Below are 26274 nucleotides of genomic sequence, written 5' to 3' on the forward strand. Positions count from 1 at the left end.
CTCAGCTGTCCGGAGCGGCAGCCGATGTCAAGACGTGCGGCGCGAACGGTTGTGGTGGTGCTGGCTGGCGGTGGGCTCGGTCGCCACGGCCGCCTACTACCTGCTGCCCTCCGACGGGCTCGCGTCCAACCTCGGGTACGACGCCATCGGACTGGCGTCGACCGCCCTCATCCTGATCGGCGTCCGGCTGCACCGCGCCCGGCGGCCGGCGATGTGGTACCTGTTCGCCGCCGGACAGCTCACCTGGGTCGCGGGCGACCTGGTGTGGGAGTACTACATGTACGTCCTGGACCGGGAGCCGTACCCGTCGCCCGCGGACTACTTCTATCTGAGCGCGTACCCGATGCTCGTGGCCGGGCTCGTCATGCTGATGCGCGGGCGTACCGGTGCAGGCCGTGACCTGACCGCCCTGGTCGACGCCGCGATCGTCGCGGTCGGGCTGGGTCTGGTCTTCTGGGTCTTCGTCATGCACCCGATCGCCGCCGACTCCACCGCGTCGGCGTTCGAGCGCGCCGTGGGCGTCGCCTACCCGGCCGCCGACACGCTGCTGCTGGCGATGCTGGCACGCTTCTACACCGGCATGGGTGCCCGGTCCCGCAGCATCCGCCTGCTGGGCGCGGCCGCGCTGCTGCTCCTCGTCGCCGACATCGCGTACGCCCTCATGGAGCTCTACTCCGACGCCGACGAGGGGATCCTCGACGCCGGCTGGCTGATGTCGTACGTGTGCTGGGGCGCCGCGGCGCTGCACCCCTCCATGCGTACCGCCGGCACCGCGCCGGAGCGGACGCTCGGCGCCCGGGTGGGGCGGTCCCGGCTGGTGCTCCTCGCCGTCTGCTCGCTGCTCGCCCCCGCCCTGCTCTTCCTTCCCGGCATCGGCTCCGACCACGTCGACCGGCTGACCGTCGCCGGCGGTGCCGTCGTCCTGTTCCTGCTGGTCGTGGTCCGGATGTCCGGTTTCGTCAAGCAGGTGCAGCACCAGGCGGACCTGCTCGAGGACCTCGCCATGGCCGACGACCTGACGGGCCTGGCGAACCGCCGCCGCTTCGAGCACGCGCTGCGCACCGCGCTGGCCGCCGGTCAGACCCAGGTGGCACTGCTCGACCTCGACGACTTCAAGGGTGTCAACGACCGGCTCGGCCACGGCGTCGGCGACGAGCTGCTCACCGTCATCGCCCGGCGGCTGCGCGCCGCCCTGCGCCCGGAGGTCCTGGTCGCGCGGATGGGCGGCGACGAGTTCGCCCTGCTCATGCCGGGCGAGACCGACGCCGGGGCGGACCGGATCGTGGCCCGCCTCGCCGACACCCTGAACGCCCCGGTCAGCGCCGGCGAGCACGAGCTGCTCGTCGGGGCCAGCATCGGCGTCACCGGCGCCGACGGCACCGACGACCCGTACGAGGTGCTGCGCCGCGCCGACGTCGCCATGTACGCCGCCAAGGCCGCCGCCGACCGGCCCCGCCGCTACGCCGCCGAGCTGGACGAACGCTCCGACGAGCAGGCGCGGGTGGGCGCGGAGCTGCGCACGGCGCTGGACGCCGGGCAGTTCCGCGTGGTCTACCAGCCGATCGTGGCGCTGCCCACCGGGCGTACCGTCGCGGTCGAGGCCCTCGTGCGCTGGGACCACCCGGAGCACGGCCTGGTGCCGCCGGACCGGTTCATCCCCGCCGCCGAGCGCAACGGCCTCATCGTCGAGCTGGGCGAGTGGATCCTGCGGACGGCCTGCGCCCAGGCGGTCGAGTGGCGGGCTCAGCACGGCGTGCTGGCGCCGGCCCGGATGAGCGTCAACGTCTCCGCCCGCCAGCTCGCCGAGCCGGACTTCGCCGCGCTGGTGGCGAGGGTGCTCGAGGAGACCGGGATGAGCGCCGGCAGCCTGACGATCGAGGTGACCGAGACCGCGGTGTTCGGCGGCGGCCAGGCCGTCCAGACCGTGCAGGACCTGCACGATCTGGGGGTCCGCATCGCGCTGGACGACTTCGGCACCGGTCACTCGTCGCTGGGCCTGCTGCAGACCGTCCCGGTCGACGTGCTGAAGGTGGACAAGTCCTTCGTCGACAGCATCACCATGGCGGGGCGGCACGCCGTCATCGCCACGGCGCTCATCCAGGTCAGCGCGGGGCTCGGGCTCAAGGCCGTCGCCGAGGGCGTGGAAACCGCCGAGCAGGCCGCCGAGCTGCACCGCCTCGGCTACGAACTGGCCCAGGGCTACCACTTCGGCCGGCCGGTCGCGGAGCCGTCGTTCCTGGTCCCGCACATGTCCGGCAGCACCCGATGACCACCGCCCCGCCCCGCGTACCTGGAGGACCACGGATGTCGCTCAGCGCTCGCATGTCCGCCGCAGTGATCGCGGGGGCGATGGTGACCGCGTCACTCGCCGCCCCCGCGGTCGCCCAGCCGGCTCCCGCGCCCGCCCGGGCCGCCGCGGCCTCCGACGTGACCAGTGAGCAGGAGGCGCAGCGCGTCGACAGCGTGCCCACGCCGGACCTCGCCTGGTTCAACTGCTACGAGAAGGCGCAGTGCGCCACGGCCCGGCTGCCGCTGGACTACGACGACCCGTACGGTCCGACGGTCGAGATCGCCGTGGTCCGGGTCAAGGCGCGCAAGCCGGAGAGCCGGATCGGCAGCCTCTTCGTCAACCCCGGCGGACCGGGGGGATCCGGCACCGAGATGGCGGCGGCGGCCCGGCTCTTCCTGAGCGACAGCGTCCTCGACCGGTTCGACGTCGTCGGCTTCGACCCGCGCGGCATCGGCGCGAGCGCCCAGCTGAAATGCTTCTCGTCGACCCGCAGCCAGAGCATCACGCTGGCCCGCATGAACGTCTTCTTCCCGTACGGCGCCACGGAGGAGGGCAGGTTCGTCCAGTCCGCCCGGACGATCGGCCAGGGCTGCTCGACCACCGGCGCCGACCTGGCCGGTGCCATGTCCACCGCCGAGGCCGCCCGCGACATGGACGTGCTGCGCCGCGCCGTCGGCGACCCGAAGCTCACCTACCTGGGCTTCAGCTACGGCACGGCACTCGGGCAGTACTACGCCAACATGTTCCCCGACCGGATCCGCGCGGTCGCCGTCGACGGCGTGATCAACCCGGTGTCCTGGGTGGGCAGCTCGGCCACCGCGGGCATCCTGCAGGACGACCGGCTCCGCTCGGCCGACGGTGCCTACCGGGCGCTGGGGAAGCTGTTCGAGCGCTGCGACCACGCCGGCGTCAAGCGGTGCCCGCTCGCCGCCGGCAGCCCGTCCGCGCGGTTCGCGGCCGTCGCCCGCAAGCTGCGGACCAAGCCGCTGGTGCTGGGCAGGGACGAGACCGGCGGCACGATCAAGCTCACGTACGCCACCTTCATCGGCCTGACCCTGGGCGCCCTCTACACCCCGTCGGCGGGCGAGGCGGTCACGGCACTGACCGCCGAGGCGGAGTCCCTGCAGGCGACTTCGGCCACGCGCGCGCGGCAGGCGCTGCTGCGACGGGTCGTCGACCTGCGGGCGGCGGCGCGCGACTTCGCGTACGACAACTCTCTCGAGGCCTTCGCCGGCGTGCTGTGCACCGACGGCCTGCACCCCGCCGACGCCGCGAGCTGGCCCGCGCTGACCGCGGCGGCCGACCGGCGCGCGCCCTACTTCGGCCGGGCGTGGGGCTGGGGCAGCTCCCAGTGCGCGAGCGACACCTGGACCGTGCGCGACGAGGACGCCTACGTCGGCCCGTTCAACCGCCGCACCATCGCACCCGTGCTCGTCGTCGGCAGCTACTGGGACCCGGCCACCAACTACCGGGAGGCCGTGTCGTCGGCGAAGCTGCTGCCCAACAGCCGGCTGCTGACCAGCGACAACTGGGGGCACACCGCGTACGGCACCGGCACCTGCGTCACCAGGGCGATCGACTCGTACCTGCTGCGCGTCACGCTGCCCGCGGCCGGCACGATCTGCCGCTCGCCGATGCAGCCGTTCACTAGCGGCAAGGCCGGCGGGTTCTCCGTCCAGACGGCACCGGACGCGGACGCCAAGCAGCTGCCGCCGGTTACGGGACCCCTGCCCGGCATTTAGAGATCCGTGATGGTCCACCTCACGGGAGCCTTACGCCCGCAGCGGCATTGTCTGCGCCATGGAACGCCGGAAGGTCATCGTCTATGCGTTGTCGGCGTCCACGCTGACCCTGGTGGCACCGCTGGGCATCCGGCGGCTGGCGCAGGCCGAGGCGGCGCAGGCACCCGCGCCGGGTGATCCGCACCGCTCCGACGTCGTGGTCGTCGGGGCCGACGAGGAGAAGCTGGTCCTCGAGGTCACGGCGGCCAACAAGGTAAGGGTGAGGCTGCCGCGCGCCGAGGTCGGCCAGGGCATCACCACCGCGGTGGCCATGATGATCGCGGAGGAGCTGGACGCGCGGCTCGCCGACGTGGACATCCCGCTGGCCGACGCCCGCACCGACGGCGGTAACCAGTTCACCGGCGGCTCCAGCTCGGTCAGCTCTCTCTACGACCCCGCCCGCCGGCTGGCGGCGGCCGCTCGTGCCCGGCTCGTGACGGCGGCGGCCCGGCAATGGCACGTTCCCGCCAAGACGTTGCGGACCAAGGACACCACGGTGGTCGCGCCGGACGGCCGTACGGCGACCTTCGGCTCGCTGACCGCCGCCGCGAGCGGCATCACCCACCCGGACGTGCCCGCCAAACCCAAGCCGGCCGCGCAGCACCGCACCATCGGCCGCCCCACGACCCGCATCGACGCCCGCGACCTCGTCACGGGCAAGGCCAGGTACGCCGGCGACCTGACCGTGGCCGGCGCCAAGCCGGCCGTCGTGGCCCGCTCGCCGAAGCTCGGCGGCACGGTGGTCTCGGTCGACGACGCCCGCGCCATGCCCGGCGTGCTGGCCGTGGTCCGCATCCCGAGCGGCGTCGCCGTCGTCGCGGAGACCTTCCACCACGCCTTCCAGGCCCGCGACGCGCTGAAGATCAAGTGGTCGAGCGGCCCGATCGCGACCCTGTCCGACGCCGGCATCCGGACCCGGCTGCGCGCCGCCCTGCCCCCGCTCAGCGCCGCCCCGCGCGGCTCCACACCGGTCAAGGGCGAGTTCGAGTTCGCGTTCGTCAGCCACGCCCCGATGGAAGTGCTCACCGCCGTGGCGGACGTCCGCACCGACCGAGCGGAGCTCTGGTTCTCCTCACAGACCCCGGTCGAGGCTGCGGAGAGCGTCGCGGCCGCCATCCGGCTTCCCGCCGGGAAAGTCCGAGTCCACGTCGTCCGCGCCGGCGGCTCGTTCGGGCGCCGGCTCAACTACGACGCCGCCATCGAGGCGGCGCTCATCTCCAAGGCGGCGCGGCGGCCGGTCAAGCTCATGTGGAGCCGCGCCGACGACATCCGGCACGGCCGGATGCGCCCGGCCACGTACCGCCGGGTCCGCGCCAACGTCAAGGACGGCCGCATCGCCCGCCTGGACCACGACGCCACCTCGGTCAACGAGGGCGCGGGCCACGGCCTCGACCTGCCGATCCCGCTGGGCGCCTGGCGCTCGGTGGACTCCGGCACGTCCCGCGTGGCCGAGGAGCTGATCCTCGACGAGGTCGCCCGCACCCTGCACAAGGACCCGGTCGCCTTCCGCCGCACCCGGCTCACCGCCCCCGCCAAGGCCGTCCTCGACAAGGCCGCCGCCGGCCGCTGGGGCCGCCTCCTCCCGGCCCACTGGGGCCAGGGCGTCGCGGTGCACGAGGAGTACGGCTCCTACCTGGCCTGCCTCGCCGAGATCGACGCCACCGACCCCCGCAAACCCCGCGTCAAGACCATCGTGATGGCGGTCGACGTCGGCACGGTCATCAACCCCCGCGGCCTCGAAGCCCAGCTCATGGGCGCCGCGATGGACGGCATCTCGACGATCCTGCACGCGGGTCTGCACATCGACCGGGGAGCGGTCCGCGAGAGCAGCTTCGCCGACTTCCACTACGCCCGCCAACGGCAGAGCCCCCTGGACTTCAAGGTCCACATCATGCCGTCGAAACGCGCACCCGGCGGCGCCGGCGAACTCGGCGTCCCGGCGGCCGCGGCAGCCGTCGCCACCGCGTACGCCCGGGCGACCGGCACCCACCCGCGCCGCTTCCCGATCGTCAGCTGAGGAGCCACCGATGCCGCAGTACAGCCTCACCGTCAACGGCGAACCGGTCACCGTCGACGCCCCGGCCGACATGCCCCTGCTGTGGGCGCTGCGCGACCTGCTCGGCATCACCGGCCCCAAGTACGGCTGCGGCATCGGCGCCTGCCGAGCCTGCACCAGCCACCTCGACGGCGCCGAGATCCAGCCGTGCGTGGTCCCCATCGCGGACTGCGCCGGCCGCCAGGTCACCACGATCGAAGGCCTCGCCGACGGCGACCACCTCCACCCGGTCCAGCAGGCCTGGCTCGACTGCGACGTGGCCCAGTGCGGCTTCTGCCAGCCCGGCCAGATCATGGCCGCGGTGGCCCTCCTGAACCGCACTCCCCACCCCACGGACGCCGACATCGACAAGATCGAGAACGTCTGCCGCTGCGGCACCTACCACCGAGTCCGCCAGGCCATCAAGAAGGCGTCCGGCCACCACTGACCAACCGCCACAGTCCTGCACACACTTGCCGGATGACCGAACCAGGCGATTCATGGGAGTCCACAAGCGAACGGCCATCGGCACCCCGGTCGAGCGCAGCACCCGCTACATCCTGCTCATTCGCGTCCCGCAAGGCCGCAACGCCGCACACTTTCGCAGGCGGCCAAGCCTCGTGCTCTCCACCCTCCTGGCAGGGCTGAGTCAGTCGCTTGCTCCAACGAGAACCCCAACGGCTTGCCCCGGCAGTACTTCCGGGTAGGGCCACGTACCCTCTCGACCGTGATCAGTAGCGGCCGCCTCGCCGGTCCGACATGACAGCATCCCGCGCAACCCGAAAGCAGGCGCGGTCGAAGCCTGCACGCCGCTTGCGGATGCCCGACCCGGCGGGACACGCGGCTACCGCGACCGGCGGGAAATGACCGGCCGAGCCTCCGCGCCCGGTCCGCAGCCACCAGCTCGCGCCGCTGATCGTCCGCGCTACTGCTTTGCCCTTCGCCGTCCTGGGGTGCTGTGCCTGCCCGACTCGTCGTCTTGTGCTCAGCATCCGGCCGCTCGAGACAGTCAGTGGTGTCACCGCGATGCGCCATGCCGGGCGACACCCCAGGGCGAATGTCGCCAGGGCCGGCCTGCAGGCCCGCGGACTGATCCCCGGCCTCGCGCAGCCGGCGCAAACGCCGGGAATGACGTTGTACCAATCCCCACGAGCGGTGGCGTTCATGCTCGCGCCGAAACTTCTCAGCCGCCGGTGAATAATTGCGACGCAGGGTGCGGTTCCGCACATTCTTCGATGGGAACAATGCGAGCTGCGTCATCCTACAATTATCCCCGGCACTCCCCGGAATCAGCGATGGTAGCCGCGGATGTTTCATATAAAGAAATGATCCGAAGCTGACTTGATGATCCGCAGATTGGCAAGACGGAAACAGCGACAAGGCCACAGGATCGCAGGCTTTGACGTTTCGCAATTCACGCGTCGGCGGTTCGCGATCGGCCGCCGTTGACGGCGTTTTCTCAATACTCGGCAGGCTCAGCGTTGTCATCGTTCACCAGCCGAATTCCACCCTCCGTGGTCCCCGTCGCGGACCGCGCCGGCGGCCACATCGAGCACGTCTGCCGCTGCGGCACGTACCACCGCGTCCGCCAGGCCATCAAGAAGGCCTCCGGCGGCTGACCCTAGACTGTCGCGATCATGGAAGAGACTGCGGCGCTGGGCCAGGTGACGTGCCCTTCCGGGGAGCTCGTCCTCATGGACGGCGGCTACTTGGACCTGTGGTCCGGCGACCGCTCACCGGATGACGACGATGCCCGAGACGACTCCGGGCCCGCAGCTGACTTCGAGGTCGTAGGAGCGGATGCAGACGCGGCGGCGCGGTCGTTCGACCGGCAGTCCGGCCGCATGCTGTACGACATCCCCGAGCATGGCACGGCCGAGTTCGCCGAGCTGTTCGACGAACACTGCCGCACGAGAGGGCTGAACGCGGCACTGCACCGGTCAGCTCGCAGGGTGCCGCATCGTGACCGGGTGCGGCGCGCCACCACTGTGGGCGATCCCGACTTCTTGATCACTGGTGTGTCGGTAGTCCCGGTGGGTGAAGTGCCCATCGACCGGCCGCTGCCCGTGACCGCTGTAGGCGGGCAGTGGGGATGGCGGGAGATCAGAATCGGCTTCCGTGAGGACACCGCGGTTGCCACCCGCCCGCTCGGCGAGATCGGTGTGGACTTCGCCCGGTTCGTGTTCGCTGATGCCGATGCACTCGGCTCGTGGGACCACCACCGGCCTCTCGACGGCCTCGCCGATGTGGTGTTCTGGGGCAGGGATGCGGCGGCCATCGCCGCCGGGCCTACAGACACGCCCGGCGAGGACGTCCAGGGCTGGCTGAACCTGCCGGTGCGGGACGCCTACGCACGTGCCCTCGCCCTCGACCACCGCAGGCAGGCGGATCCGCCACGCATGTTCGCCTTCGACTTCCGGCCCCACTCGCACCACTGGCAGGTCATGGCCGACGTACGGGCATCCGACCACGAGGCCGCCGGCATCGAGGTCGGCGGCGCCCGCCTGATGATGGCTATGACCTCCGTCGGCGACGGATTCTTTCCCGTCCACCTGGATGTCGACGCCGCTGGGGTTCCCGTGGCCGTCCGCATCACCGTCACCGGCGATGATGACTGACCCGGTCAGTGCTGGCCGAGCAGGTCCCGGATGCTCGCCAGCAGGTCGGCCTGGCTGATCGGGTCGACCATGCCGCCGGTGCGGGCGTCCTGCATCGCCTTGGCCAGCTGGACTCGGCGCAGGGCCTCCTTGATGTCGGCGCCGGTCATGCCGGGGCTGACGCGGCCGAGCTCGCCCAGGTCGAGGTCGTCGGCGAACATGGTGAAGCCCGGTTCCTCGTGGGCGGCGGCGAGCTGGGCGATCATCTTGCGGAAGATCTCGGAGCGGCTGGTGTCGTCCGGTTTGGGGACGGAGATCTTGACGTCGAAGCGGCCCGAGCGGATCAGGGAGTCGTCGACGCGGTGGGGGAAGTTGGTCGTGGCCACCACGATGACGTTGGGGTTGGCTTCGATGAGGTCGTTCATCTCCTGCTTGAAGATGCCCGCGACCGCGTTGATGGCCTGGCTGGCCGCGTCGCCGCCTGCGCCCGCGTAGCTGATGATGGAGTCGAACTCGTCGAAGAGGATCAGCGTGGGGACCCGGTAGCGGCGGGCGTCTCGGAAGATCTGTTTGATGTTGCGTTCCGAGCCGCCGAGCCACTTGTCGAGGATCTCCGGGGTGCGGATCTCGCGGAAGTCGGCGCCGATCTCGTTGGCGAGGGCGCGCGACAGCATGGTCTTGCCGGTGCCGGGCGGCCCGTACATGAGGATGCCCTGGGGCCGGCGGGCGCCCCAGCGGGCCATCGCCTCCGGGTGGCGGAACGACACCGCGATCTGGCGGAGCTCGGCGACGACGTCGGCGAGGCCGCCGACCTGGTCGAGGGTGACCTCCTGGGTGGTGGTGGTCACCCGGGGGATGCTCTCGCGGCTCACCACGTAGCGGCGGCCGGTCAGCGGTTCGGTCGACGGGGGCAGCAGCTCGACGACGGCCTGCAGGACCAGCCGGACCATGGCGGTGAGGTGTTCCGGGTCGACCTCGTCGCGGGGCACCTCGGCGCGCAGGCGGACCAGGCTTCCGTCGGCCTCGCTGGTGACCGTCGCCTGCAACCCGGCGGTCGCGTCGGCCAAAACCGCCGTCTCCGGTTCGGGGGTGGTCCCGCTCGGACGGTCAAGACCGAGTTTCTTGTACGCCGCCACGGCCGCCGTTCCCACGCCGTCCACGATGCGGGTGGCGATCGGGTCGCCGGCCGCGATCCGCTTGGCGAGCAGTGTGCCGACGGGGTCGTGGCCGAGCACCACGGCCCGGATGCGGTCCTTCTGCGGCAGGTCGCTCACGGACGTGCTGATCTCGGCGGCGAACACGTGCACCGGGCCGGCCGGCGTGTCGGCGCTGGACACGGTGAGGTCGGCACGGCGTACCGGCGGCGGGAAGGTGGCGCGGCGCAGCAGCTCCACGGGGTTGACCCGGGCGGCGGCGAGGATGGTGCGGGCCTCGACGATCTCGACGGTGGCGCCGGCGTACCGGAAGGACTCGGTCATGGTTGTCCCCTCTCCAGCCCCAAGAGTGACACAGACGTGAGAGGGTCCAGACATGCTGCGGCCACAGGATTCGGCGTACCGGGACCGCCGGAGGATCGACGGCTTGTGGGACTTCTCGTTCTCGTCTCCGCCGGTGTACGACGCGGAGATGGCCGTCCCGGCGTCGTACAACGACGTGCTGCCCGGTGGCCGGGAGCACGTCGGCCCGGTCTGGTACCGCAAGCGGGTGGTGGTGCCGCGCGGGTGGGCCGGGCAGCGGGTGGTGCTGCACTTCGAGTCGGCCACGCACCGGGCGACGGTGTGGGTGGACGGCGCCGAGGTGATGAGCCACGAGGGCGGGTACACGCCGTTCGAGGCGGAGCTGGACGTCACCGCCGGCGAGACGATCGAGATCGTGGTGGCGGTGGACAACACGCTCACGTTCGCGTCCATCCCGCCCGGGGTCGTCGAGGACAGCCCGGGCGGGCGGCGGCAGCGCTACTGGCACGACTTCTTCAACTACGCGGGACTGCACCGCCCGGTCTGGCTGTACGCGACACCGCGCGACTGCATCACCGACGTCACCTTCTCCGCGGCGGCGGACGGCACCCTGTCCTGGGAGATCACCGGCGGGTCCCGCATGATCCTGCGCAACCGCGAGGGCAGGGTGGTGGCGAGCGGCGGCGACCAGGGAACGGTCAAGGTCGACCACGTGCATCCCTGGTCGCCCGGCGACGGCTACCTGTACGAGCTGGAGGCGCAGCGGATCGAGGACGGCGAGGTTCGCGACAGCTATCGGCGTACCGTGGGATTCCGGACGGTGACCGTCGACGGCCCGCGGTTTCTCATCAACGGGCGACCGTTCCGGTTCCGGGGTTTCGGGCGGCACGAGGACCTGCCGGTGCTGGGCCGGGGACACAACGACGCGTGGCTGCTCCACGACTTCGCGCTCATGGACTGGATCGGCGCCAACTCGTTCCGGACCTCCCACTACCCCTACAGCGAGGACGTGCTGGACTACGCCGACCGGCACGGCATCGTGGTGATCTCCGAGACCGCGGCGGTGGGCCTCAACACCGCGCTGGCCCAGGGCACGGCGAGCCGGCGACCCCTTCCCACGTACGGGCCGGAGACGGTGAACGACACCACCCGCGAGGTGCACGCCCAGGCGATCCGGGAGCTGGTCGCCCGCGACCGGCACCATCCCAGCGTGGTGATGTGGTCGATCGCCAACGAGCCCGAGTCGGAGACCGCGGCGGCCGAGGCGTACTTCCTGCCGCTGTTCGCCCTGACCCGCGAGCTGGACCCGGAGCGGCCGGTCACATTCGCGAACTACGGCGCGGCCACCCCGGACCGCTGCCGCCTGTCCCGCCACGCCGACGTGCTCATGCTCAACCGCTACTACGGCTGGTACGTCCACACCGGCGACCTCGCCGCGGCCGAGCAGGCGTTCGAGGCGGAGCTGCGCGCCTGGGCCGGGACCGGCAAACCCATCCTGATCAGCGAGTACGGCGCCGACACCCTGCCCGGCCTGCACGCCGTCGTTCCGGTGCCGTGGACGGAGGAGTACCAGGCCGCGTACCTGGAGATGAACCACCGCCTGTTCGACCGGATCCCCGAGGTGGTGGGCGAGCACGTCTGGAACTTCGCCGACTTCGCCACGACGTCGGGCATCACGCGGGTGGGCGGCAACCGCAAGGGCGTCTTCACCCGCGACCGGCAGCCCAAAGCCGCCGCGCACCTGTTGCGCCGCCGGTGGCGTTCGCTCTGAGGGTCACGGCTCCGGCAGGGCGTCGCCCTGACGGACCAGGCCGCTCTGGTACGCCAGCACCACGAGCTGCGCCCGGTCCCGGACGTTCAGCTTGGTCATCGCCCGGTTGACGTGCGTCTTCGCGGTCAGCGGGGACACGTGCAGCCGCTCGGCGATGTCGTCGTTGGACAGCCCGTGGGCCACCAGCACCAGGATCTCCCGCTCCCGCTCGGTGAGCAGGTCCAGCCCCGCCGGCCGGGCGGCGCCCTCCGGACGCAGGGTGGTCAGGAAGCGGCTGACCAGCCCGCGCGTGGCCTTCGGCGACAGCAGGGCCTCGCCACCGGCCACCACCCGGATCGCATGCAGCAGATCCTCGGGCGGCACGCTCTTGCCGAGGAAGCCGCTCGCCCCCGCCTGCAGCGCCAGCACCACGTTGTCGTCGTTCTCGAAGGTGGTCAGCACGAGCACCCGCACCCCGGCCAGGTTGTCGTCGGCGTCGATGCGCCGGGTCGCCTCCAGGCCGTCCATCCGGGGCATGCGGATGTCCATCAGCACCACATCGGCGCGCGCGGTGCGGGCCAGGTCGACCGCCTCCCGGCCGTCGCCCGCCTCGGCCACCACCTCGAAGCCGGGCTCCGAGTCGATGATCATGCGGAAGCCCGCGCGGATCAGCGCCTGGTCGTCGGCGAGCAGCACGCGGATCGTCATGCCGGCTCCTCACCGGGAAGGCAGGCTCTGATCCGTCCCGTGCGCGGGACCGGCTCCTCGACGGGCGCCGGGGGCTCGGTCGGCAGGACGGCGTGCACCCGGAAACCGCCGTCGCCGGTCGGGCCGGCGGTGACCTGGCCGCCTGCGGACGTCGCGCGTTCGCGCATGCCGAGCAGGCCGTAGCCCGAGCCCGGCGGGGAGAAGGCCGGGCGTACGTCGTTGGCGACCTCGAGGATGACGCCGCTGGGGGCGTACTCGACGAGGAGCCGGGCCGAGCCGTCGCCGTACTTGTGGGCGTTGGTCAGCGCCTCCTGCACGATCCGGTACGCCGCCAGGTCGGCCATCGCGGGCAGCTGCCGGGGTTCGCCGCGCTGGTGCAGGCGTACCGTGAACCCGGTCGCCTCCAGGCTCGCGAGCAGCTCCGGCAGCCGTGCCAGCCCCGGGGTGGGCTCGGTGCTCTCACCCTCGTCGGTGCTGCGCAGCACGCCGACCACCGACTGGATCTCCTTGAGCACGGTGTCCGAGGCCTCCCGGATGTGTGCGAGCACCGGGCCGACCTGGTCCGGGCGGCGCTCCAGCACGTGGGCGGCCGCCCCGGCCTGCACGCTGATCACCGCGATGTGGTGGGCCACCACGTCGTGCAGCTCCCGGGCGATGCGCAACCGCTCGTCCATGACCCGCCGCCGCGCCTCCTCGTCGCGGGTCCGCTCGGCGCGCCGGGCCCGCTCCTCGACCTCCTCGATGTACGCGCGGTGCGTGCGCGCCGCGTCCCCCGCCGCGGCGGCCATGAAGATCCAGGCGAAGACGCCCAGCGTCTCGGCCCGCCACCAGTCCTCGGCGGCGACGATCAGCCCGGTCAGGTAGACCACCGACGACGCGGCCAGGGCGCAGACCCAGCCCTCGCGGCGGCCGGTGTGGGCGGCGATCGAGTACGTGATGACGCCCATCGCCACGATCAGCCCGGGGTTGTCGACCTCGCGCAGCACCGCGCCGACCGTGGCGGCGGTGGCCACGCCGAGCGCGAGATACGGCCGGATCCGGCGCATCAGCACCGCGACGAACGCCACCCCGGCCACGACGACGTCGTTGCCCGTCACCGAGTTGTCGGCGGCCGCCTTGAGCACCGCGAACGCCAGCACCAGGGCCAGCACGATGTCCAGCAGCAGAGGCTTGTCCGCCGCTTCCTTCCACGCCCTGAGCCGCGCGATGTGCCTGGTCTCCATCAGCTAAGGACCGTACGCGCGCACTGCGGGCCGCGCGTCATCTCCCCGTGGTAAGCGGCACCGGTTCCGGTACCACGATCATGGTACGGCGATGCCTGCACCGGGACGACGACTTCGCGCCCGCATTTCGGCACGGTGGGTGAGTCCCAGACGCAGGCTCACAGGAGAAGTGATGGCTACCTATCTCTATCGGCTCGGGCGGTTCAGCTTCCGCCGCCGCGCGCTGGTCCTCACGATGTGGCTGGCCCTGATAGCGGCCCTCGGGGTGGGCGCCGCCACGCTCTCCGGGCCGACCTCGGAGAGCTTCTCCATCCCGGGTACGGAGGCGCAGCAGGCGCAGGACCTGCTCACCGAGCGGTTCCCGCAGGCCGCCGCCGGCGGCGCCCAGGCCCGCGTGGTCTTCGCAGCGCCGGCCGGCCAGAAGCTCACCGACCCCGCCAACCGCGCCGCCGTCGAGCGCACGGTGGCACAGCTGAAGACCGGCGCGCAGGTCGCGAACGTCACCGACCCGTTGAAGGGCGCGGTCAACCCGGCCGGCACGGTCGCGTACGCCCAGGTCACGTACAAGATCCCGGCGCCGGAGGTGACCGACGACGATCGGGCCGCGCTGACCGGCGCCCTTGACGCCGCCCGGGCCACGGGGCTCGCCGTCGAGGCCGGCGGGGACGCGATGCAGGAACAGGGCGAGCAGGGCATCGGCGAGGTGCTCGGCTTCCTCGTCGCCGCGGTCGTCCTGCTGATCACGTTCGGGTCGCTGGTCGCGGCCGGGCTGCCCCTGCTGACCGCGATCCTCGGCGTGGCCGCCGCGATCTCCGGGATCCAGATCGTCTCCGGGTTCGTCGACCTCAGCAGCAACACGTCCACCTTGGCGCTGATGCTCGGCCTGGCGGTCGCCATCGACTACGCGCTGTTCATCGTCTCCCGCTACCGGCACGAGCTGGCCGAGGGGCATCCGCCCCTGGAGGCGGCCGGGCGCGCCGTCGGCACGGCGGGCTCCGCGGTCACCTTCGCCGGGCTGACGGTGGTCATCGCACTGGCGGCGATGGCCGTGGTGAACGTTCCCGTGCTGACCCAGATGGGCCTGGCCGCCGCGGGGGCCGTGACGATCGCCGTACTCATCGCGCTCACGCTGCTGCCGGCGCTGCTCGGCTTCACCGGCACCCGGATCATGGGCCGCCGCCGCAGCCGCGACCCGGAGGGTGACGGCACCCGCGTCACCGCCGGACGCCGGTGGGCCACCCTGGTGACCCGCCGCCCGGCCCTGACCCTGATGGCCGCCACCCTGGGTCTGCTGGTGGTCGCGATCCCGGCGCTGTCGCTGCGGCTCGGTCTGCCCGGCGACAACATGGCCGGCCCCGACACCACCCAGCGCAAGGCGTACGACCTGCTCACCGAGGGCTTCGGGCCGGGCTTCAACGGGCCGCTGGTGGTCGTCGTGGACGCCGCCGGCAGCGCCGACCCCAGGGCCGCGGCCACGGAGGCCGCCGACGCCGTCAAGGGGCTGCCGGACGTCGTCGCGGTCAGCCCGCCCACGTTCAACCCCGGCGGCGACACCGCCGTCCTGCAGGTCGTGCCCGCGAGCGCACCCGACAGCCAGGAGACCACCGACCTGGTGCACGCGATCCGCGACAAGGACGACTCGGTACGCGCGGACCTCTCCGTCACCGGCACGACGGCGGTCAACATCGACATGTCGGCGAAGATGGGCGCGGCGCTGGTGCCGTACCTGGCGGTGATCGTCGTGCTGGCGTTCCTGCTGCTGGCCGTGCTGTTCCGCTCGCTGCTGGTGCCGCTGAAGGCGATCGCCGGCTTCCTGCTCAGTGTGGGCGCCACCTTCGGCGCGGTGGTCGCGGTCTTCCAGTGGGGCTGGCTGTCCGGGCTGCTGGGTGTCGAGCAGACCGGGCCGATCGTCAGCATGCTGCCGGTGATCCTCATCGGCATCGTGTTCGGCCTGGCGATGGACTACGAGGTGTTCCTGGTCAGCCGGATGCGCGAGGAGCACGTGCACGGCGCCACCGGGAAGCGGGCGGTGGTCGACGGCTTCAGCCACAGCGCCCGGGTCGTCACGGCGGCGGCGATCATCATGGTCAGCGTCTTCGCCGGGTTCGTCCTCTCCCCCGAGTCGATCATCAAGTCGATCGGTTTCGCCCTCGCCGCGGCCATCCTCTTCGACGCGTTCGTGGTCCGCATGACGATCGTGCCGGCCGTGATGGCGCTGCTCGGGCGCCGCGCCTGGGCCCTGCCCGCCTGGCTGGACCGGATCCTGCCGGACGTCGACGTCGAGGGCGAGAAGCTGCGCCCGGTGGCCGAGGAGCCTCGCGAGACCCCGGAGACCGAGCTGGTCGGCGCGAGCCGCTGAGAACGCCGGGCCGCCGCGACCGCGGCGGCCCGGGCTGTCCACCCACCCACCGATCGCCGTCCGCACCGCATCTACGCTGGGCGGATGGCTTCGGTGCGGGAGACGGTCGCGGCCGTCCTGAGCGGGCGGACCGGGTACGAGGACGGGCTCGACCTGCTCACCGTGGCGCCGGCCGCCGAGGTGGATCCGGTGCTCGGCCGCGCGCTGTTCGACGCGTCCGCCCGGCTTTTCCGCGACGGGTGGCAGCCGGCGGAGCTGCACCGCGTCGTCGCCCGCCGCGGTGATCCCGCCCAGGCGCACCTGATCGTCGACGCGGTCGCCGCGCACCTGCGGGGCTTCAAGCCGCGGACCGTCGACCCGCGCTGGCGCGCGCAGGCGGACGAGCTCGGCGCCCGCGTGTGGTGGGGTGCCGACGACGACTACCTGCGGCAGGTGGCTGCGCGGCGGCGTACCGACCGGGTCGCCCTGATCGACGCGTTCCTCAGCGTCCTGCAGGTGCTGGCCACGCTGCCACCCATCGACATTCTCGTCCCGCCGCCCGGACAGGTCGCGCGGGCCACCCGGCCGGGCGGCAGCGAGGCGATGCTGAGCCGGGTCCGGGCGCTGCTGGCCAAGGCCGAGGCGACCACGTTCCCCGCCGAGGCGGAGGCGTTCAGCGCCAAGGCCCAGGAGCTGATCTCGCGGCACAGCCTGGACGAGGCGCTGCTCGAGGCCGGGGACACCGCGGTCACCCCGTACGCCCGGCGCCTCGGCGTGGACCACCCGTACGAGAGCGAGAAAGCGTCCCTGCTCGACGCGGTCGCGCGCGCCAACCGGTGCCAGGTCGTCTGGTCGCCGGAGTTCGGCTTCGCCACGGTGTTCGGCTTCGACGCCGACATCGACGCGGTCGACCTGTTGCACACGTCGCTGCTGGTGCAGGCGCACCGCGCGATGGCGCGGGACGAGCCGCCGGGCGGGAAGGCCGGGCGGGCGCGACTCAAGACCTTCCGGCAGTCCTTCCTGATCGGGTACGCGGTGCGCATCGGCGAGCGCCTGGCCGAGGCGGACCGGACGGCCCTGCAGGGTGCGGCTGACGCCGCCGCGCTGCTGCCCGTGCTGGCATCCCGCGAGACGCAGGTACGTCAGGCGCGGGAGCGGGCGTTCCCCCGTACGGTCCGGGGCCGGGGCTTCCGGGTGGACAGCGAGGAGGGCTGGGAGTCCGGGCGCACCGCCGCCGACCGCGCGACCCTGGGATCACGGACAGTGTGATCTTGATTCCACTGTGTATGGTGCACAGCGTGGAGACGACAACCGTGGCGCGCCTCACAGTGGTGGCCGGTGACCCGGCCGCCTCCGACGAGGCCGCGCAGAAGCTGATGAAGGAGCTGCACGACCTTCCCGAGATCATCGCGGTCGAGCAGGCCACCGTCCCCGGCCCCGACAACGCCCGCAGCATCGACCTCGTCGCGGTCGGCACCCTGCTGCTCACCGTCGCTGCCAGCCCCGACGTCCTCGGCGCGGTGCTGACCTACCTGATCGACTGGCTGCGCCGCCCCGGCAACAACCGGGGCACCATCCGGGTCAAGATCGGCGACAAGGAGCTCGAGGTCAGCAACCCCACGGAGGCGGACACCAAGAAGATCGTCGACGCGTTCGTCCGGGAGTTGAGGCGACGCTGACCCACCGACATGCGCTGATCCTCGCCTCGCAGCACTACCTCGACCCCGCGTTCTCCGAGCTGCCCGGCACCACCACCGACGCCGAGGCCCTGCGCCAGGTGCTCGGCGATCCGCGCGTCGGCGACTTCGACACCATCGTGCTCCAGGACCCGGACGTGCTGACCGCGGGCCGGCAGATCAAGAGTTTCTTCTCCCGGGCCGAACCGGACGACATCCTGCTGCTGTACATCGCCGGGCACGGCCTGCGCAACGACGAGGGCAACCTGTACTTCGCGGTCACCGACACCGTCCCCGACCTGCTCTGGGTGACAGCGCTCGCCGCCAAGGACATCACCCACGAGATCGAGACCAGCCCGGCCCGGCGCATCGTCGTGCTGCTCGACTGCTGCTACGCCGGCGCCTTCGACGACCGCAAGGACCTCGACCACGCCGGACCGCGCCCGGTGCCCACCGCTCCCCCGGTCGGCTCCGCGGAGACCACCGGCACGGAACGCCTCGGCCTGCCCCCGGCCGACGACGCGCACGTCCGCGGCCAGGTGGTCATCGCCGCCGCCACCTCGATCCAGCAGGCGACCGAGGGCCGCACCGGCGGGCTCTTCACCCGCTGCGTGGTGCACGGGCTGCGGACCGGCGAGGCGGACCTCAACCACGACGGCGAGGTGGACGCCCACGAGCTCCACCTGTACGTCGACGCGCGGATGCGGCGGCTGGGTGCGGGGGTCGAGCAGCACCCGTCCTACTCGGTGCACCGGCTGCAGGGCATGTTGCGCATCGCCCACCGGGCCGGGCCACCGCCCGCCTCCCCCACGCCCGCCGCGCCACCGGCCGCCTCCCTTACGCCCGCCGGGCCACCGCCCGCCTCCCCAGTACCTGCCGCGCCACCGGCCACCTCGCCTGCTCGCCGCTCGCTGATCTTGCGCACCTCAAGGCGGTGGCTGCTGGTGGCGGCGGTGCTGCTGTCCGGGTGCGCGGTCCAGGCCGACAGCCCCACCGGCGGCGGCGGCTGCCCGGTGCCTACGCACCTGCGGGTCGCCGCCGCGCCGGCCGCGCTGGGTGCGTACCGGGAGCTGGCCACGGCGTTCGAGGACTGGGTCGCCGGGCAGCGGCACGGCTGCCGCTCCGCCGACCTGTACGTCTACCCGGTCGGCGCGCAGGAGATGGCCGACGGGCTGCGGCGCGGGTGGGGGCGGGACCCGGACGGGCGCGCGTACCTGCGCGACGTCGGCCCGCACCCGGACGTGTGGCTGCCCGCCGCCGCCACCGACCTGCCGCCGCTGAGCGGGCCCGCCGCGGACCTGGTGGCGAGCGCCGAGGAGGTCGCCCGGACACCGATCGTGCTGGGCGTACCCGAGCGGGCCGGTCTCGGCGACGGCGCCCGGCGTGCCACCACCACCTGGGCGCAGCTGTTCGCGCTGGCCGCGCCGCGGATCGGGATCGTCCGCGGCGACCCCGACGTCTCCCCGGTCGCGCGGATGGCCACCGCCAAGCTGTACGCCGACGGCGGCATCGACCCCGCCACCGCGCGTACCCGTTTCGAGCAGCACCTCGAACAGTCGCTCGACGCGGGCGGCTATCCCGTCGGCGACGAGTCCGGGCTGCTCTGCCGGCAGACGCAGCTGCGGGGCAGCACCGCGCTCGTCCTCACCGAACAGCAGCTCGTGCGCTTCAACCGCGGTGACCTGGCCGGCGGCGTCTGCCCGGGATCCACGGTTCCGCGGGACGGGGACCGGCTGCGCGCCTACTACCCCTCCGACACGCCCGCCGTCCGGCAGCTCGTCGTGACCCTCGACTGGCCGCGCGAGGTGCAGGCCGGCACCACCGAGGCGTACGCGCGGTGGTTCGCCCGGTGGCTGCACACCGACCCCGGCAGGGCGGCGCTGGTGCGGGTCGGGCTGCGGCCGTGGGCGTACGACGCCGGGCCGCCGTTGAGCGCCGACCAGGGCGCGCTGACCGACTGGCCGTTCGCCCGCGTGGTGCAGCCCGAGCCGGACGCGTTCGTCCGCCGCGACGTCAGCCAGGTCTACACGCGAGCCCGGCGCCCGGGACACTTCCTCGTGGCGCTCGACTCGTCCGGGTCCATGAACACCGTCACCGCCGATCCGACCCGTACGCGATGGGAGGTCGCCGTCGCCGCGGTGGAGCAGGCCGTCACGCGCCTCGGCGGCCGGGACCGCTTCGGGTTGCTCACCTTCGCCGACACCGGTGACGGCCGTCCCATCCGCGACCTGCGGCGCCTCGCTCCGCCCGGTCCGGATCCGGTCGGCGCGGTCCGCAAGGCGACGGCCGGAGTCCGGCCGGGCGGCGACACCCCGCTCTACGAGGCGGTCCGGCGAGGAGCGGCCGCGTTGCGGCAGGGGCCGGACACGGGCGATCCGCGGCGCACGCTCGTGGTTCTCACCGACGGCAAGAACACCGGCGCCCAGCCCCGGCCGACCCCCGCCCAGACCGCGGGGGTCCGCGTCGTCGTCATCGCGGTCGGGGACGTGACCTGCGCCGATGCGGGGCTGAAGCGGCTCACCGGCGACACCGGCGGCAGCTGCTACGACGCCGGCCTGGGCTCGCTCGAGCCGGTGCTGACCCGGGTTTTCCGGGCGATCTGGGGATAGGGAGGGCTCGTGCGCGTACGCGGCAAGCCGTGGTGGATCTTCGTCGCCGGCAACCTGACCGGCGCCGCCGTCGCGGCGGCGCTGTTCCTGTACGGGCCGCTGGCCGGGCCGCCCGAGCTGGAGCCCGGTGAGCTCGTCGTCCTCAGCGGGCAGGACGACAGCACCGGCGGTCAGCGGCAGGAGCTGATCAACCTGTGGAACGACAGCCACCCGCGCAACCCCGCGAGGATCGTCACGGTGCCGCAGGCCGCCGACGGCCAGTGGTTCGAGATGGCCAACCGCGCCGAGGACGGCGACACCGACATCTTCAACCTCGACGTGGCCTGGACCGCGTACTTCGCCGACCCGCCGTCGCCGTCCGCGCGCCCGCTGATCCGCCCGATCGACGAGTCGCTGCTCGCGGAGAAGCCGGAGCGGGCGTTCATGGCAAAGCCGCTGGAGACGTGCCGCTACGCCGGCAAGCTGTGGGCGCTGCCGTTCAACACCGACGCCGGGCTGCTCTACTACCGGACCGATCAGGGGCTGAAGCCGCCGTTCGACTGGGCCGCGATCGAGAAGGCCGCCGGCCGCAAGGGGCTCGAGGCCGCGTACACGGGTCAGCTCGCCGGCTACGAGGGCCTCACCGTCAACGTGCTCGAGGCGGTGTGGGCCGCGGGCGGCCGCCTGGACGTCGCCGCCGACGGCCGGGTCACCCTCGACCTCGACAAGTGGGACGAAGCGGTCCGGCGGCTCACCCCGCGCCGGTCGGGCCCCGCCGTGGTCCTGCCCGAGTCGACGTCCTTCGACGAGACCGGCAGCCGCGGCGCGTTCCAGGACGGGCGGGTGGCGTTCATGCGCAACTGGCCGGTCGCCTATCGGGCGATGACGGCCGGCGACGAGCCCCGGGCGGCCACGGCCGGCGACCAGACGCACGCGAGCCGGGGGCAGGTGCGCTTCGACGTCGCGCGGCTGCCCGGGCCGAGCGTGCTGGGCGGGCAGAACCTGGCGATCTCCGAGCGGACCCGCAAGCCCCGGGCGGCGCAGGCGCTGATCGAGTTCCTGACCAGCGAACGTAGCCAGCGCAACCTCTTCGACCCCGGCGGCTTCGCCGCGACCCGCGCCGCCGTCTACGAGGACGAGCTCATCAAGCAGAAATATCCGTACGCTCCACTGCTGCGCGAGGCGGTCGACACCGCACGGCTGCGCCCGGTGTCACCGAACTATGTCGCCTTCAGCACGCGGCTCTACCAGCTGGTGTCCGAGGTGCTCAGCGGGCGGCAGCAGCAGCTCCCCCGCGATCTCGCCGACCGGCTGACGCAGGCCCTGCGGGGCAGATAGCTCCGCAGGGCCCGCACCGTCAGTGCTGGTGCAGCAGCTCGTGGGTCCGCTGGATCGTCGCCCACGACTTCGGCGCGACCGGCCGGGCGAAGGAGCTCGCCAGGACGGGCTTCGACGGGGTGTACAGCCACGTCTGGAACAGGTCGTCCAGCTGGACGCCGGAGATCTTCTCCGACAGCGCGATGAACTGTTCGGTGGTGGCGTTGCCGTAGCGATGCTCGGCCGTCCACGTGCGCAGGATCTCGAAGAAGTCGTCGTCACCGACCGTCTTGCGCAACTGGTGCAGGGTCATCGCACCACGGTCGTAGACCGCGTTGTCGAACAGCCGCGGCGCGGTGGGGTCGCCGGGCTCCACGGTCCAGAAGTCGTCCGACTCGGTCGCGTACAGGTAGTCGAAGATCTCGTCCGCGGTGCCTTCGCCCTGCTCCTCGGACCACAGCCACTCCGCATAGCTGGCGAAGCCCTCGTTGAGCCAGATCTCCTTCCACTGCGCGACCGACACCGAGTCACCGAAGTACTGGTGGGCGTTCTCGTGCACGATCACCGAGGTGTTGGCGCCGGCGCGGAAGAAGTTGGCCGAGTAGACGGGCCGGGTCTGGTTCTCCAGGGCGAAGCTCAGCGTGGCGGGCGGCGCCACGACCCCGCCGCGCGCGGTGAACGGCCAGGGCCCGAAGACACTCTCCTCCCACTGGGTGATCTCCGCCGTCCGCTCCACACTGGCCCGGGCCGCGGCGTCGAAGTCCCCCGGCAGCCGCTGCGAGTACGCGTTGATAACCGGCTCGCCGCCGGGAGTGACGTCACGGGTGATGTCGTACTGCCCGATCGCGATGAACGCCAGGTACGTCGCCTGCGGCTTGGCCGAGCGCCAGTACCACCGCGTCCAGCCGAGGATCTCCGGCGTGGGGGTACGCGGCTGCACCCCGTTGCTGATCACCTCCACGCCGTCGGGCACGGCGACGGAGACGTCGAACGTCGCCTTGTCCGAGGGGTGGTCGTTGCTCGGGAACCACCACCACGCCTCTTCCGGCTCGCCGACGGCAAGAGCACCGTCAGGGGTACGGATCCAGGCGGTGAAGCCGGCCGCGACCTTGTTCGACGGCACGCCCGAGTACTGCACGACGACCGTCATGGCCTGCCCGTCGGTGACCGGCCGGGCCGGGGTGACCACCAGCTCGTGGTCGCCCTGCCGGACGAAGGTGGCCGGGCGGTTGTTCACCTTGATGGAGGCGACGTCCAGGATGAAGTCGAGGTTGAAGGAGCTGAGGTCCTGCTCCGCGCGCGCGAGGATGGTGGTGGTGCCGGTCAGCCGGTCCTCGTCCGGGTAGTAGCGCAGCCGGATGTCGTAGTGGGAGACGTCGTAGCCGCCGTTGCCGTAGTCGGGGAAGTACTCGTCCCCGAGGCCGGCGCCGCCGGGTGCGGGCGCGGCTGCCGCGGGGGCGGCGGTCCCGGCGAGGGTCAACACGGTGGCGAGCGTCGCCACCAGAAGTCGTCGCACGGTCGGGCTTCCTTCCGTCGGCGGACCGGATCACGGTCCGACGTGGATCAGTCACCCAGAACCTATCGAAGTCGATCGAAGTCTGCTGTCCGGACCTCAGGGAATCCGCGCGACGCCCGCATACATGGCGGTCTCCTCAGCGGCCGGCCGAGGCCCGGGCTCGTCCTCGGCGCGCCACTCGGCCAGGGGCACCACCCCCGGCTCGACCAGCTCCAGTCCGGCGAAGAACCGCGAGACCTCGTCCCGGGTACGCAGCCGGCCCTGCCCGTGCCGCCCGGAGGAGATGTCGGCCACCAGGTCCGGCGGAAGATAATCGCTGGTGGCGTGCGAGACGACGAGGTAGCTCCCGGACGGCAGGGCGCCGGCGAGGCGGCGGACGATCGCGTACGGGTCGTCCTCCTCGGGGATGAAGTGCAGGATGGCCAGCAGCATCAGCGCCACGGGCTCATTCAGGTCCAGCGTGTGCCGCAGCTCCGGCGAGTCGAGGATCTTCTCCGGCTCGCGCAGATCCGCGTCGACGTACGCGGTGGCGCCCGTGCCGGAACCGGTGAGCAGGGCCCGGGCGTGGACCAGCACGAGCGGGTCGTTGTCGACGTAGACGATCCGGGAATCGGGCGCGATCGACTGGGCGACCTCATGAGTGTTGTTCGCGGTCGGCAGCCCGGTGCCGACATCGAGGAACTGGCGCACCCCCGCCTCACCGGCCAGCAAGCTCACCGCGCGGCGCAGAAACCGCCGGTTCTCCACCACCGCGGTCCGGATGGCCGGAAACTTCGCGGCGATCGCATCCCCGGACTCCCGGTCGGCGGCGAAGTTGTCCTTCCCCCCGAGCCAGTAGTCATAGCGGCGCGCGGGGTGCGCCACCGACGTGTCGATCGCCGGCGGCACCCGGCCGGGCCGCTCCGGCGACAGCTCCTGGGCGTTCATCCGTGAACCTCCGGGCACTCATGATCCGTCGGACCATCGTAGGTTCCGCCAGGCCCGCAGCAAACCGCCGAGGTCCCGAACGTGGCGAGATCAGTATGTAGCCGGGTTTCACTCCACCAGCCACCAGCCCTTCCCGAGCTCTCGCGTGGGTCCGCCACTGTCGCCCGACGCCGTAGTAATCCGCACTTCTGAATTCGGCCGCACCGGGAAGTACGCAATACCGAAGCCGGCCTCGGCCCGCCAGTCCTGCCACAGCATCAGGTAGACACCGCAGCCGCGATCCGGGTCTCGAGAGGTGCACCGAAGATGCGCTTGCCCGTCCACTGCTAGAAAACGCAGCCGCAAGGGCAGGGCACGATCTTCGCCGATGCCTTCAGCTCGGTACTCGGCAGCTAACTGATCCAGATCAGCGCGATGCCTCTGGTACAGGTCGTCGACCGTGAGCACGGGCGGGCGCAGCATCGTAAGGATGGCAACAGCCAGCACCACCCACAGGCACCACCACATCACCGTCGGAGTTAGACCTCGGATCCGAGCCGACCGTAACGCCCCGTATGCCGGACCCAGGATGGCACCAAGCCAGCCTAGGTAGGCCATCGTCCACGTCACCGGCGACAGCACTCCGAATACAGGAACCGCCACGAAATAGGAGCAGGCCAAGGCCGCCCAACCCATCACAGTGGGCCACCACGCGCGGCGGTGTGAAGGACTGCCGGCCGCGCTTGAGCTCATGAAGATGATCATCTCATCGGCTTACGGCCTTTCGACGAACCACACGCTCGTGACTCCATGAGGGCGTCCGTTTCTGGTCGCAAGCCGAGCGCTGAACCGCGGGCCGGCCGTCATCACCGACCGGCCTCGAAGTGCCAGACTGAATGCCCCGGCCGCCGAATTCATCGCCTCGGATCTCGTCCCACCGACGGCGATAGGAGAGATCCGGCACAATGCTCGCTGCTCGTTCACCCGGTGATCATGATGGGGCGGGACCGATTCTTGCGCGTCGTCAGGTACAAGAAGCAGCCGGTGTAGCAGGCCCATACAGGCAGCGGAAATACGGCGACGCGTTCCATGCCTCCGACGCCTAGACCCATCCCTTGTTGTGCGATGAACAGGAGGCTGCCGCCGACTCCTAGCACGCCGAGGATCAGCGTGACCGGCCGCAGCCGGGCCGACAGAGCACCCTCGCGGGCACACCCCGCGGCCATCAAGCCCACGTTCCCACACCCGAAGACCAACACCGCGCCGAGCAGGTGGAGGTTCTCGTTGCTGTCCGCCGGGAAAGCCCCGGCCAGACCCAATCCGGTCGACCCGAACAGCATCAGCCACCAACCCCAGCGGGCGACCCTTCCCGGCCCCCGCATCCGCCGGTTCAGCACCAGCCCGGCGATCAGCAGCGCCGCCGTCAGCACGAACGCCACATTCATGGTGGTGTGCCATGGTGAGCACACGTACCGGGGGCGGGTGGTGTCCCACACGCCGCAGGTCACGTTCCCCAGGTCGCTGATGTTATTGGTCGCCCAGCTGAAGGCCGGGTCGTCCCAGGCGAGCCCGACGACAACATTCGCAGCCAGGAACAGCGGGGCAGCGGCCGCCCAGCAGAAGGCGCCTATCGTAGCCACAGCAGAAGATCGCATAGGTCTGAGTACATCAACCGCGCTGCCTGCGGGCACTACGACAGAACCCCATCATCCGGGTAGGGCTGACCCCACCTGTGGGGCCCGGTGAGGTCGCCGAGTTCTGCCGCCCTCCTCCGTTCCGCTCGAGCGGCACCTGACCGGCGTTCGCCGAGACGGTTAGCGAGGTTGCGGGCGGGGGATGGTCGGTTCATGACGACGCAATCCGTGGCATCAGCCGACAACGAACAGACACTGCTGGTGCTGGGCGCCAGCGGCGACCTCACCGCACGCCTGCTGTTGCCGGGGCTGGGCGGTCTGCTGGCCGAGAGTCCTGGCAAAAGGCTGTTCCTCGTGGGCAGCGGGAGGGACGACTGGACCGACGCGCAGTGGCGTCAGCGGGTGACTGAGGCCTTCTCGTCGTCGACCGGCCCGCAGGTGACGGCCACGGTGCAGAG

General features: G+C 71.8%; 18 protein-coding genes and 1 pseudogene. 12 read left to right on the forward strand and 7 right to left on the reverse strand.

Going from position 1 to position 26274, the window contains the following annotated elements; genetic code table 11:
- Positions 1 to 34 precede the first annotated feature (34 nt).
- The 5 genes from AB0J80_RS27205 to AB0J80_RS27225 all read left to right on the forward strand — a co-directional run bounded on the left by AB0J80_RS27205 (position 35) and on the right by AB0J80_RS27225 (position 8724).
- The gene (locus AB0J80_RS27205) at positions 35 to 2269 is read left to right on the forward strand and encodes a bifunctional diguanylate cyclase/phosphodiesterase (RefSeq protein WP_364710233.1); all 2235 of its coding nucleotides are present in this window, start codon (positions 35 to 37) and stop codon (positions 2267 to 2269) included.
- Positions 2270 to 2304: 35 nt separating this feature from the next.
- Complete coding sequence (locus AB0J80_RS27210; protein ID WP_364710234.1) at positions 2305 to 4032, forward strand: alpha/beta hydrolase; 1728 nt, start codon at positions 2305 to 2307, stop codon at positions 4030 to 4032.
- 58 nt (positions 4033 to 4090) lie between these two features.
- Positions 4091 to 6088 carry a molybdopterin cofactor-binding domain-containing protein gene (locus tag AB0J80_RS27215; protein ID WP_364710236.1) on the forward strand — a complete coding sequence of 666 codons (1998 nt, stop codon included), beginning with the start codon at positions 4091 to 4093 and terminating at the stop codon, positions 6086 to 6088.
- A gap of 10 nt (positions 6089 to 6098) precedes the next feature.
- The gene (locus tag AB0J80_RS27220) at positions 6099 to 6554 is read left to right on the forward strand and encodes a (2Fe-2S)-binding protein (RefSeq protein ID WP_364710237.1); all 456 of its coding nucleotides are present in this window, start codon (positions 6099 to 6101) and stop codon (positions 6552 to 6554) included.
- Positions 6555 to 7743: 1189 nt separating this feature from the next.
- Complete coding sequence (locus tag AB0J80_RS27225) at positions 7744 to 8724, forward strand: hypothetical protein (protein ID WP_364710239.1); 981 nt, start codon at positions 7744 to 7746, stop codon at positions 8722 to 8724.
- 5 nt (positions 8725 to 8729) lie between these two features.
- Here AB0J80_RS27225 and AB0J80_RS27230 read toward each other — a convergent pair whose 3' ends face one another.
- The gene (locus tag AB0J80_RS27230) at positions 8730 to 10181 is read right to left on the reverse strand and encodes an ATP-binding protein (protein WP_364710240.1); all 1452 of its coding nucleotides are present in this window, start codon (positions 10179 to 10181) and stop codon (positions 8730 to 8732) included.
- A 52-nt stretch (positions 10182 to 10233) separates the two neighbouring features.
- On the opposite strand from AB0J80_RS27230, the gene uidA reads away from it, so the two are divergent.
- A complete protein-coding gene (gene uidA, locus AB0J80_RS27235; protein WP_364710242.1) occupies positions 10234 to 11931 on the forward strand; it encodes a beta-glucuronidase in 1698 nt (565 codons plus the stop codon).
- Positions 11932 to 11934: 3 nt separating this feature from the next.
- On the opposite strand, the gene AB0J80_RS27240 is transcribed toward uidA, so the two are convergent.
- Both AB0J80_RS27240 and AB0J80_RS27245 read right to left on the reverse strand, forming a co-directional pair.
- On the reverse strand, positions 11935 to 12618 hold the full coding sequence (locus AB0J80_RS27240) for a response regulator transcription factor (RefSeq protein ID WP_364710244.1): 684 nt from the start codon (positions 12616 to 12618) through the stop codon (positions 11935 to 11937).
- Positions 12615 to 13841 carry a histidine kinase gene (locus tag AB0J80_RS27245; RefSeq protein WP_364710246.1) on the reverse strand — a complete coding sequence of 409 codons (1227 nt, stop codon included), beginning with the start codon at positions 13839 to 13841 and terminating at the stop codon, positions 12615 to 12617. Before AB0J80_RS27245 ends, AB0J80_RS27240 begins: the two co-directional genes overlap by 4 nt.
- Positions 13842 to 14013: 172 nt before the next feature.
- Here AB0J80_RS27245 and AB0J80_RS27250 point away from each other — a divergent pair, with 172 nt between their 5' ends.
- The 5 genes from AB0J80_RS27250 (at position 14014) to AB0J80_RS27270 (ending at position 21781) form a co-directional block, all read left to right on the forward strand.
- Positions 14014 to 16200 (forward strand): MMPL family transporter, encoded by a 2187-nt coding sequence (locus AB0J80_RS27250; protein ID WP_364710249.1) that lies wholly within the window; start codon positions 14014 to 14016, stop codon positions 16198 to 16200.
- A gap of 84 nt (positions 16201 to 16284) precedes the next feature.
- Positions 16285 to 17448 (forward strand): DUF2786 domain-containing protein, encoded by a 1164-nt coding sequence (locus tag AB0J80_RS27255; RefSeq protein ID WP_364710251.1) that lies wholly within the window; start codon positions 16285 to 16287, stop codon positions 17446 to 17448.
- Positions 17449 to 17477: 29 nt separating this feature from the next.
- Positions 17478 to 17858 carry a hypothetical protein gene (locus AB0J80_RS27260; RefSeq protein WP_364710252.1) on the forward strand — a complete coding sequence of 127 codons (381 nt, stop codon included), beginning with the start codon at positions 17478 to 17480 and terminating at the stop codon, positions 17856 to 17858.
- A 17-nt stretch (positions 17859 to 17875) separates the two neighbouring features.
- Positions 17876 to 20464: a caspase family protein gene (locus AB0J80_RS27265; protein ID WP_364710270.1), complete on the forward strand. Its 2589-nt coding sequence runs from the start codon at positions 17876 to 17878 to the stop codon at positions 20462 to 20464.
- A gap of 9 nt (positions 20465 to 20473) precedes the next feature.
- Positions 20474 to 21781: an extracellular solute-binding protein gene (locus AB0J80_RS27270; RefSeq protein ID WP_364710255.1), complete on the forward strand. Its 1308-nt coding sequence runs from the start codon at positions 20474 to 20476 to the stop codon at positions 21779 to 21781.
- 19 nt (positions 21782 to 21800) lie between these two features.
- Here AB0J80_RS27270 and AB0J80_RS27275 read toward each other — a convergent pair whose 3' ends face one another.
- From AB0J80_RS27275 to AB0J80_RS27290, 4 genes are all read right to left on the reverse strand, one after another.
- Positions 21801 to 23276 (reverse strand): M1 family metallopeptidase, encoded by a 1476-nt coding sequence (locus AB0J80_RS27275; RefSeq protein ID WP_364710258.1) that lies wholly within the window; start codon positions 23274 to 23276, stop codon positions 21801 to 21803.
- A gap of 96 nt (positions 23277 to 23372) precedes the next feature.
- Complete coding sequence (locus AB0J80_RS27280; RefSeq protein ID WP_364710261.1) at positions 23373 to 24203, reverse strand: SAM-dependent methyltransferase; 831 nt, start codon at positions 24201 to 24203, stop codon at positions 23373 to 23375.
- A gap of 108 nt (positions 24204 to 24311) precedes the next feature.
- Positions 24312 to 24947 (reverse strand): hypothetical protein, encoded by a 636-nt coding sequence (locus AB0J80_RS27285; protein ID WP_364710262.1) that lies wholly within the window; start codon positions 24945 to 24947, stop codon positions 24312 to 24314.
- Between the two features lie 215 nt (positions 24948 to 25162).
- Positions 25163 to 25837: a DUF998 domain-containing protein gene (locus AB0J80_RS27290; protein ID WP_364710264.1), complete on the reverse strand. Its 675-nt coding sequence runs from the start codon at positions 25835 to 25837 to the stop codon at positions 25163 to 25165.
- 192 nt (positions 25838 to 26029) lie between these two features.
- On the opposite strand from AB0J80_RS27290, the pseudogene AB0J80_RS27295 reads away from it, so the two are divergent.
- Positions 26030 to 26274 (forward strand): annotated as a pseudogene (locus AB0J80_RS27295) (glucose-6-phosphate dehydrogenase); the annotation flags it as partial.

This window comes from Actinoplanes sp. NPDC049548 (genome assembly GCF_040676695.1).
In the GTDB taxonomy this organism is placed as follows: domain Bacteria; phylum Actinomycetota; class Actinomycetes; order Mycobacteriales; family Micromonosporaceae; genus Actinoplanes.

What these genes read in the sequence shown, in the direction of transcription:
- AB0J80_RS27240 (WP_364710244.1), bottom strand. Translation starts at nt 12,618, where the DNA reads ATGACGATCCGCGTGCTGCTCGCCGACGACCAGGCGCTGATCCGCGCG.
- AB0J80_RS27220 (WP_364710237.1), top strand. Translation starts at nt 6,099, where the DNA reads ATGCCGCAGTACAGCCTCACCGTCAACGGCGAACCGGTCACCGTCGAC.
- AB0J80_RS27280 (WP_364710261.1), bottom strand. Translation starts at nt 24,203, where the DNA reads ATGAACGCCCAGGAGCTGTCGCCGGAGCGGCCCGGCCGGGTGCCGCCG.
- AB0J80_RS27290 (WP_364710264.1), bottom strand. Translation starts at nt 25,837, where the DNA reads ATGCGATCTTCTGCTGTGGCTACGATAGGCGCCTTCTGCTGGGCGGCC.
- uidA (WP_364710242.1), top strand. Translation starts at nt 10,234, where the DNA reads ATGCTGCGGCCACAGGATTCGGCGTACCGGGACCGCCGGAGGATCGAC.
- AB0J80_RS27250 (WP_364710249.1), top strand. Translation starts at nt 14,014, where the DNA reads ATGGCTACCTATCTCTATCGGCTCGGGCGGTTCAGCTTCCGCCGCCGC.
- AB0J80_RS27255 (WP_364710251.1), top strand. Translation starts at nt 16,285, where the DNA reads ATGGCTTCGGTGCGGGAGACGGTCGCGGCCGTCCTGAGCGGGCGGACC.
- AB0J80_RS27230 (WP_364710240.1), bottom strand. Translation starts at nt 10,181, where the DNA reads ATGACCGAGTCCTTCCGGTACGCCGGCGCCACCGTCGAGATCGTCGAG.
- AB0J80_RS27225 (WP_364710239.1), top strand. Translation starts at nt 7,744, where the DNA reads ATGGAAGAGACTGCGGCGCTGGGCCAGGTGACGTGCCCTTCCGGGGAG.
- AB0J80_RS27285 (WP_364710262.1), bottom strand. Translation starts at nt 24,947, where the DNA reads ATGATCATCTTCATGAGCTCAAGCGCGGCCGGCAGTCCTTCACACCGC.
- AB0J80_RS27215 (WP_364710236.1), top strand. Translation starts at nt 4,091, where the DNA reads ATGGAACGCCGGAAGGTCATCGTCTATGCGTTGTCGGCGTCCACGCTG.
- AB0J80_RS27245 (WP_364710246.1), bottom strand. Translation starts at nt 13,841, where the DNA reads ATGGAGACCAGGCACATCGCGCGGCTCAGGGCGTGGAAGGAAGCGGCG.
- AB0J80_RS27210 (WP_364710234.1), top strand. Translation starts at nt 2,305, where the DNA reads ATGTCGCTCAGCGCTCGCATGTCCGCCGCAGTGATCGCGGGGGCGATG.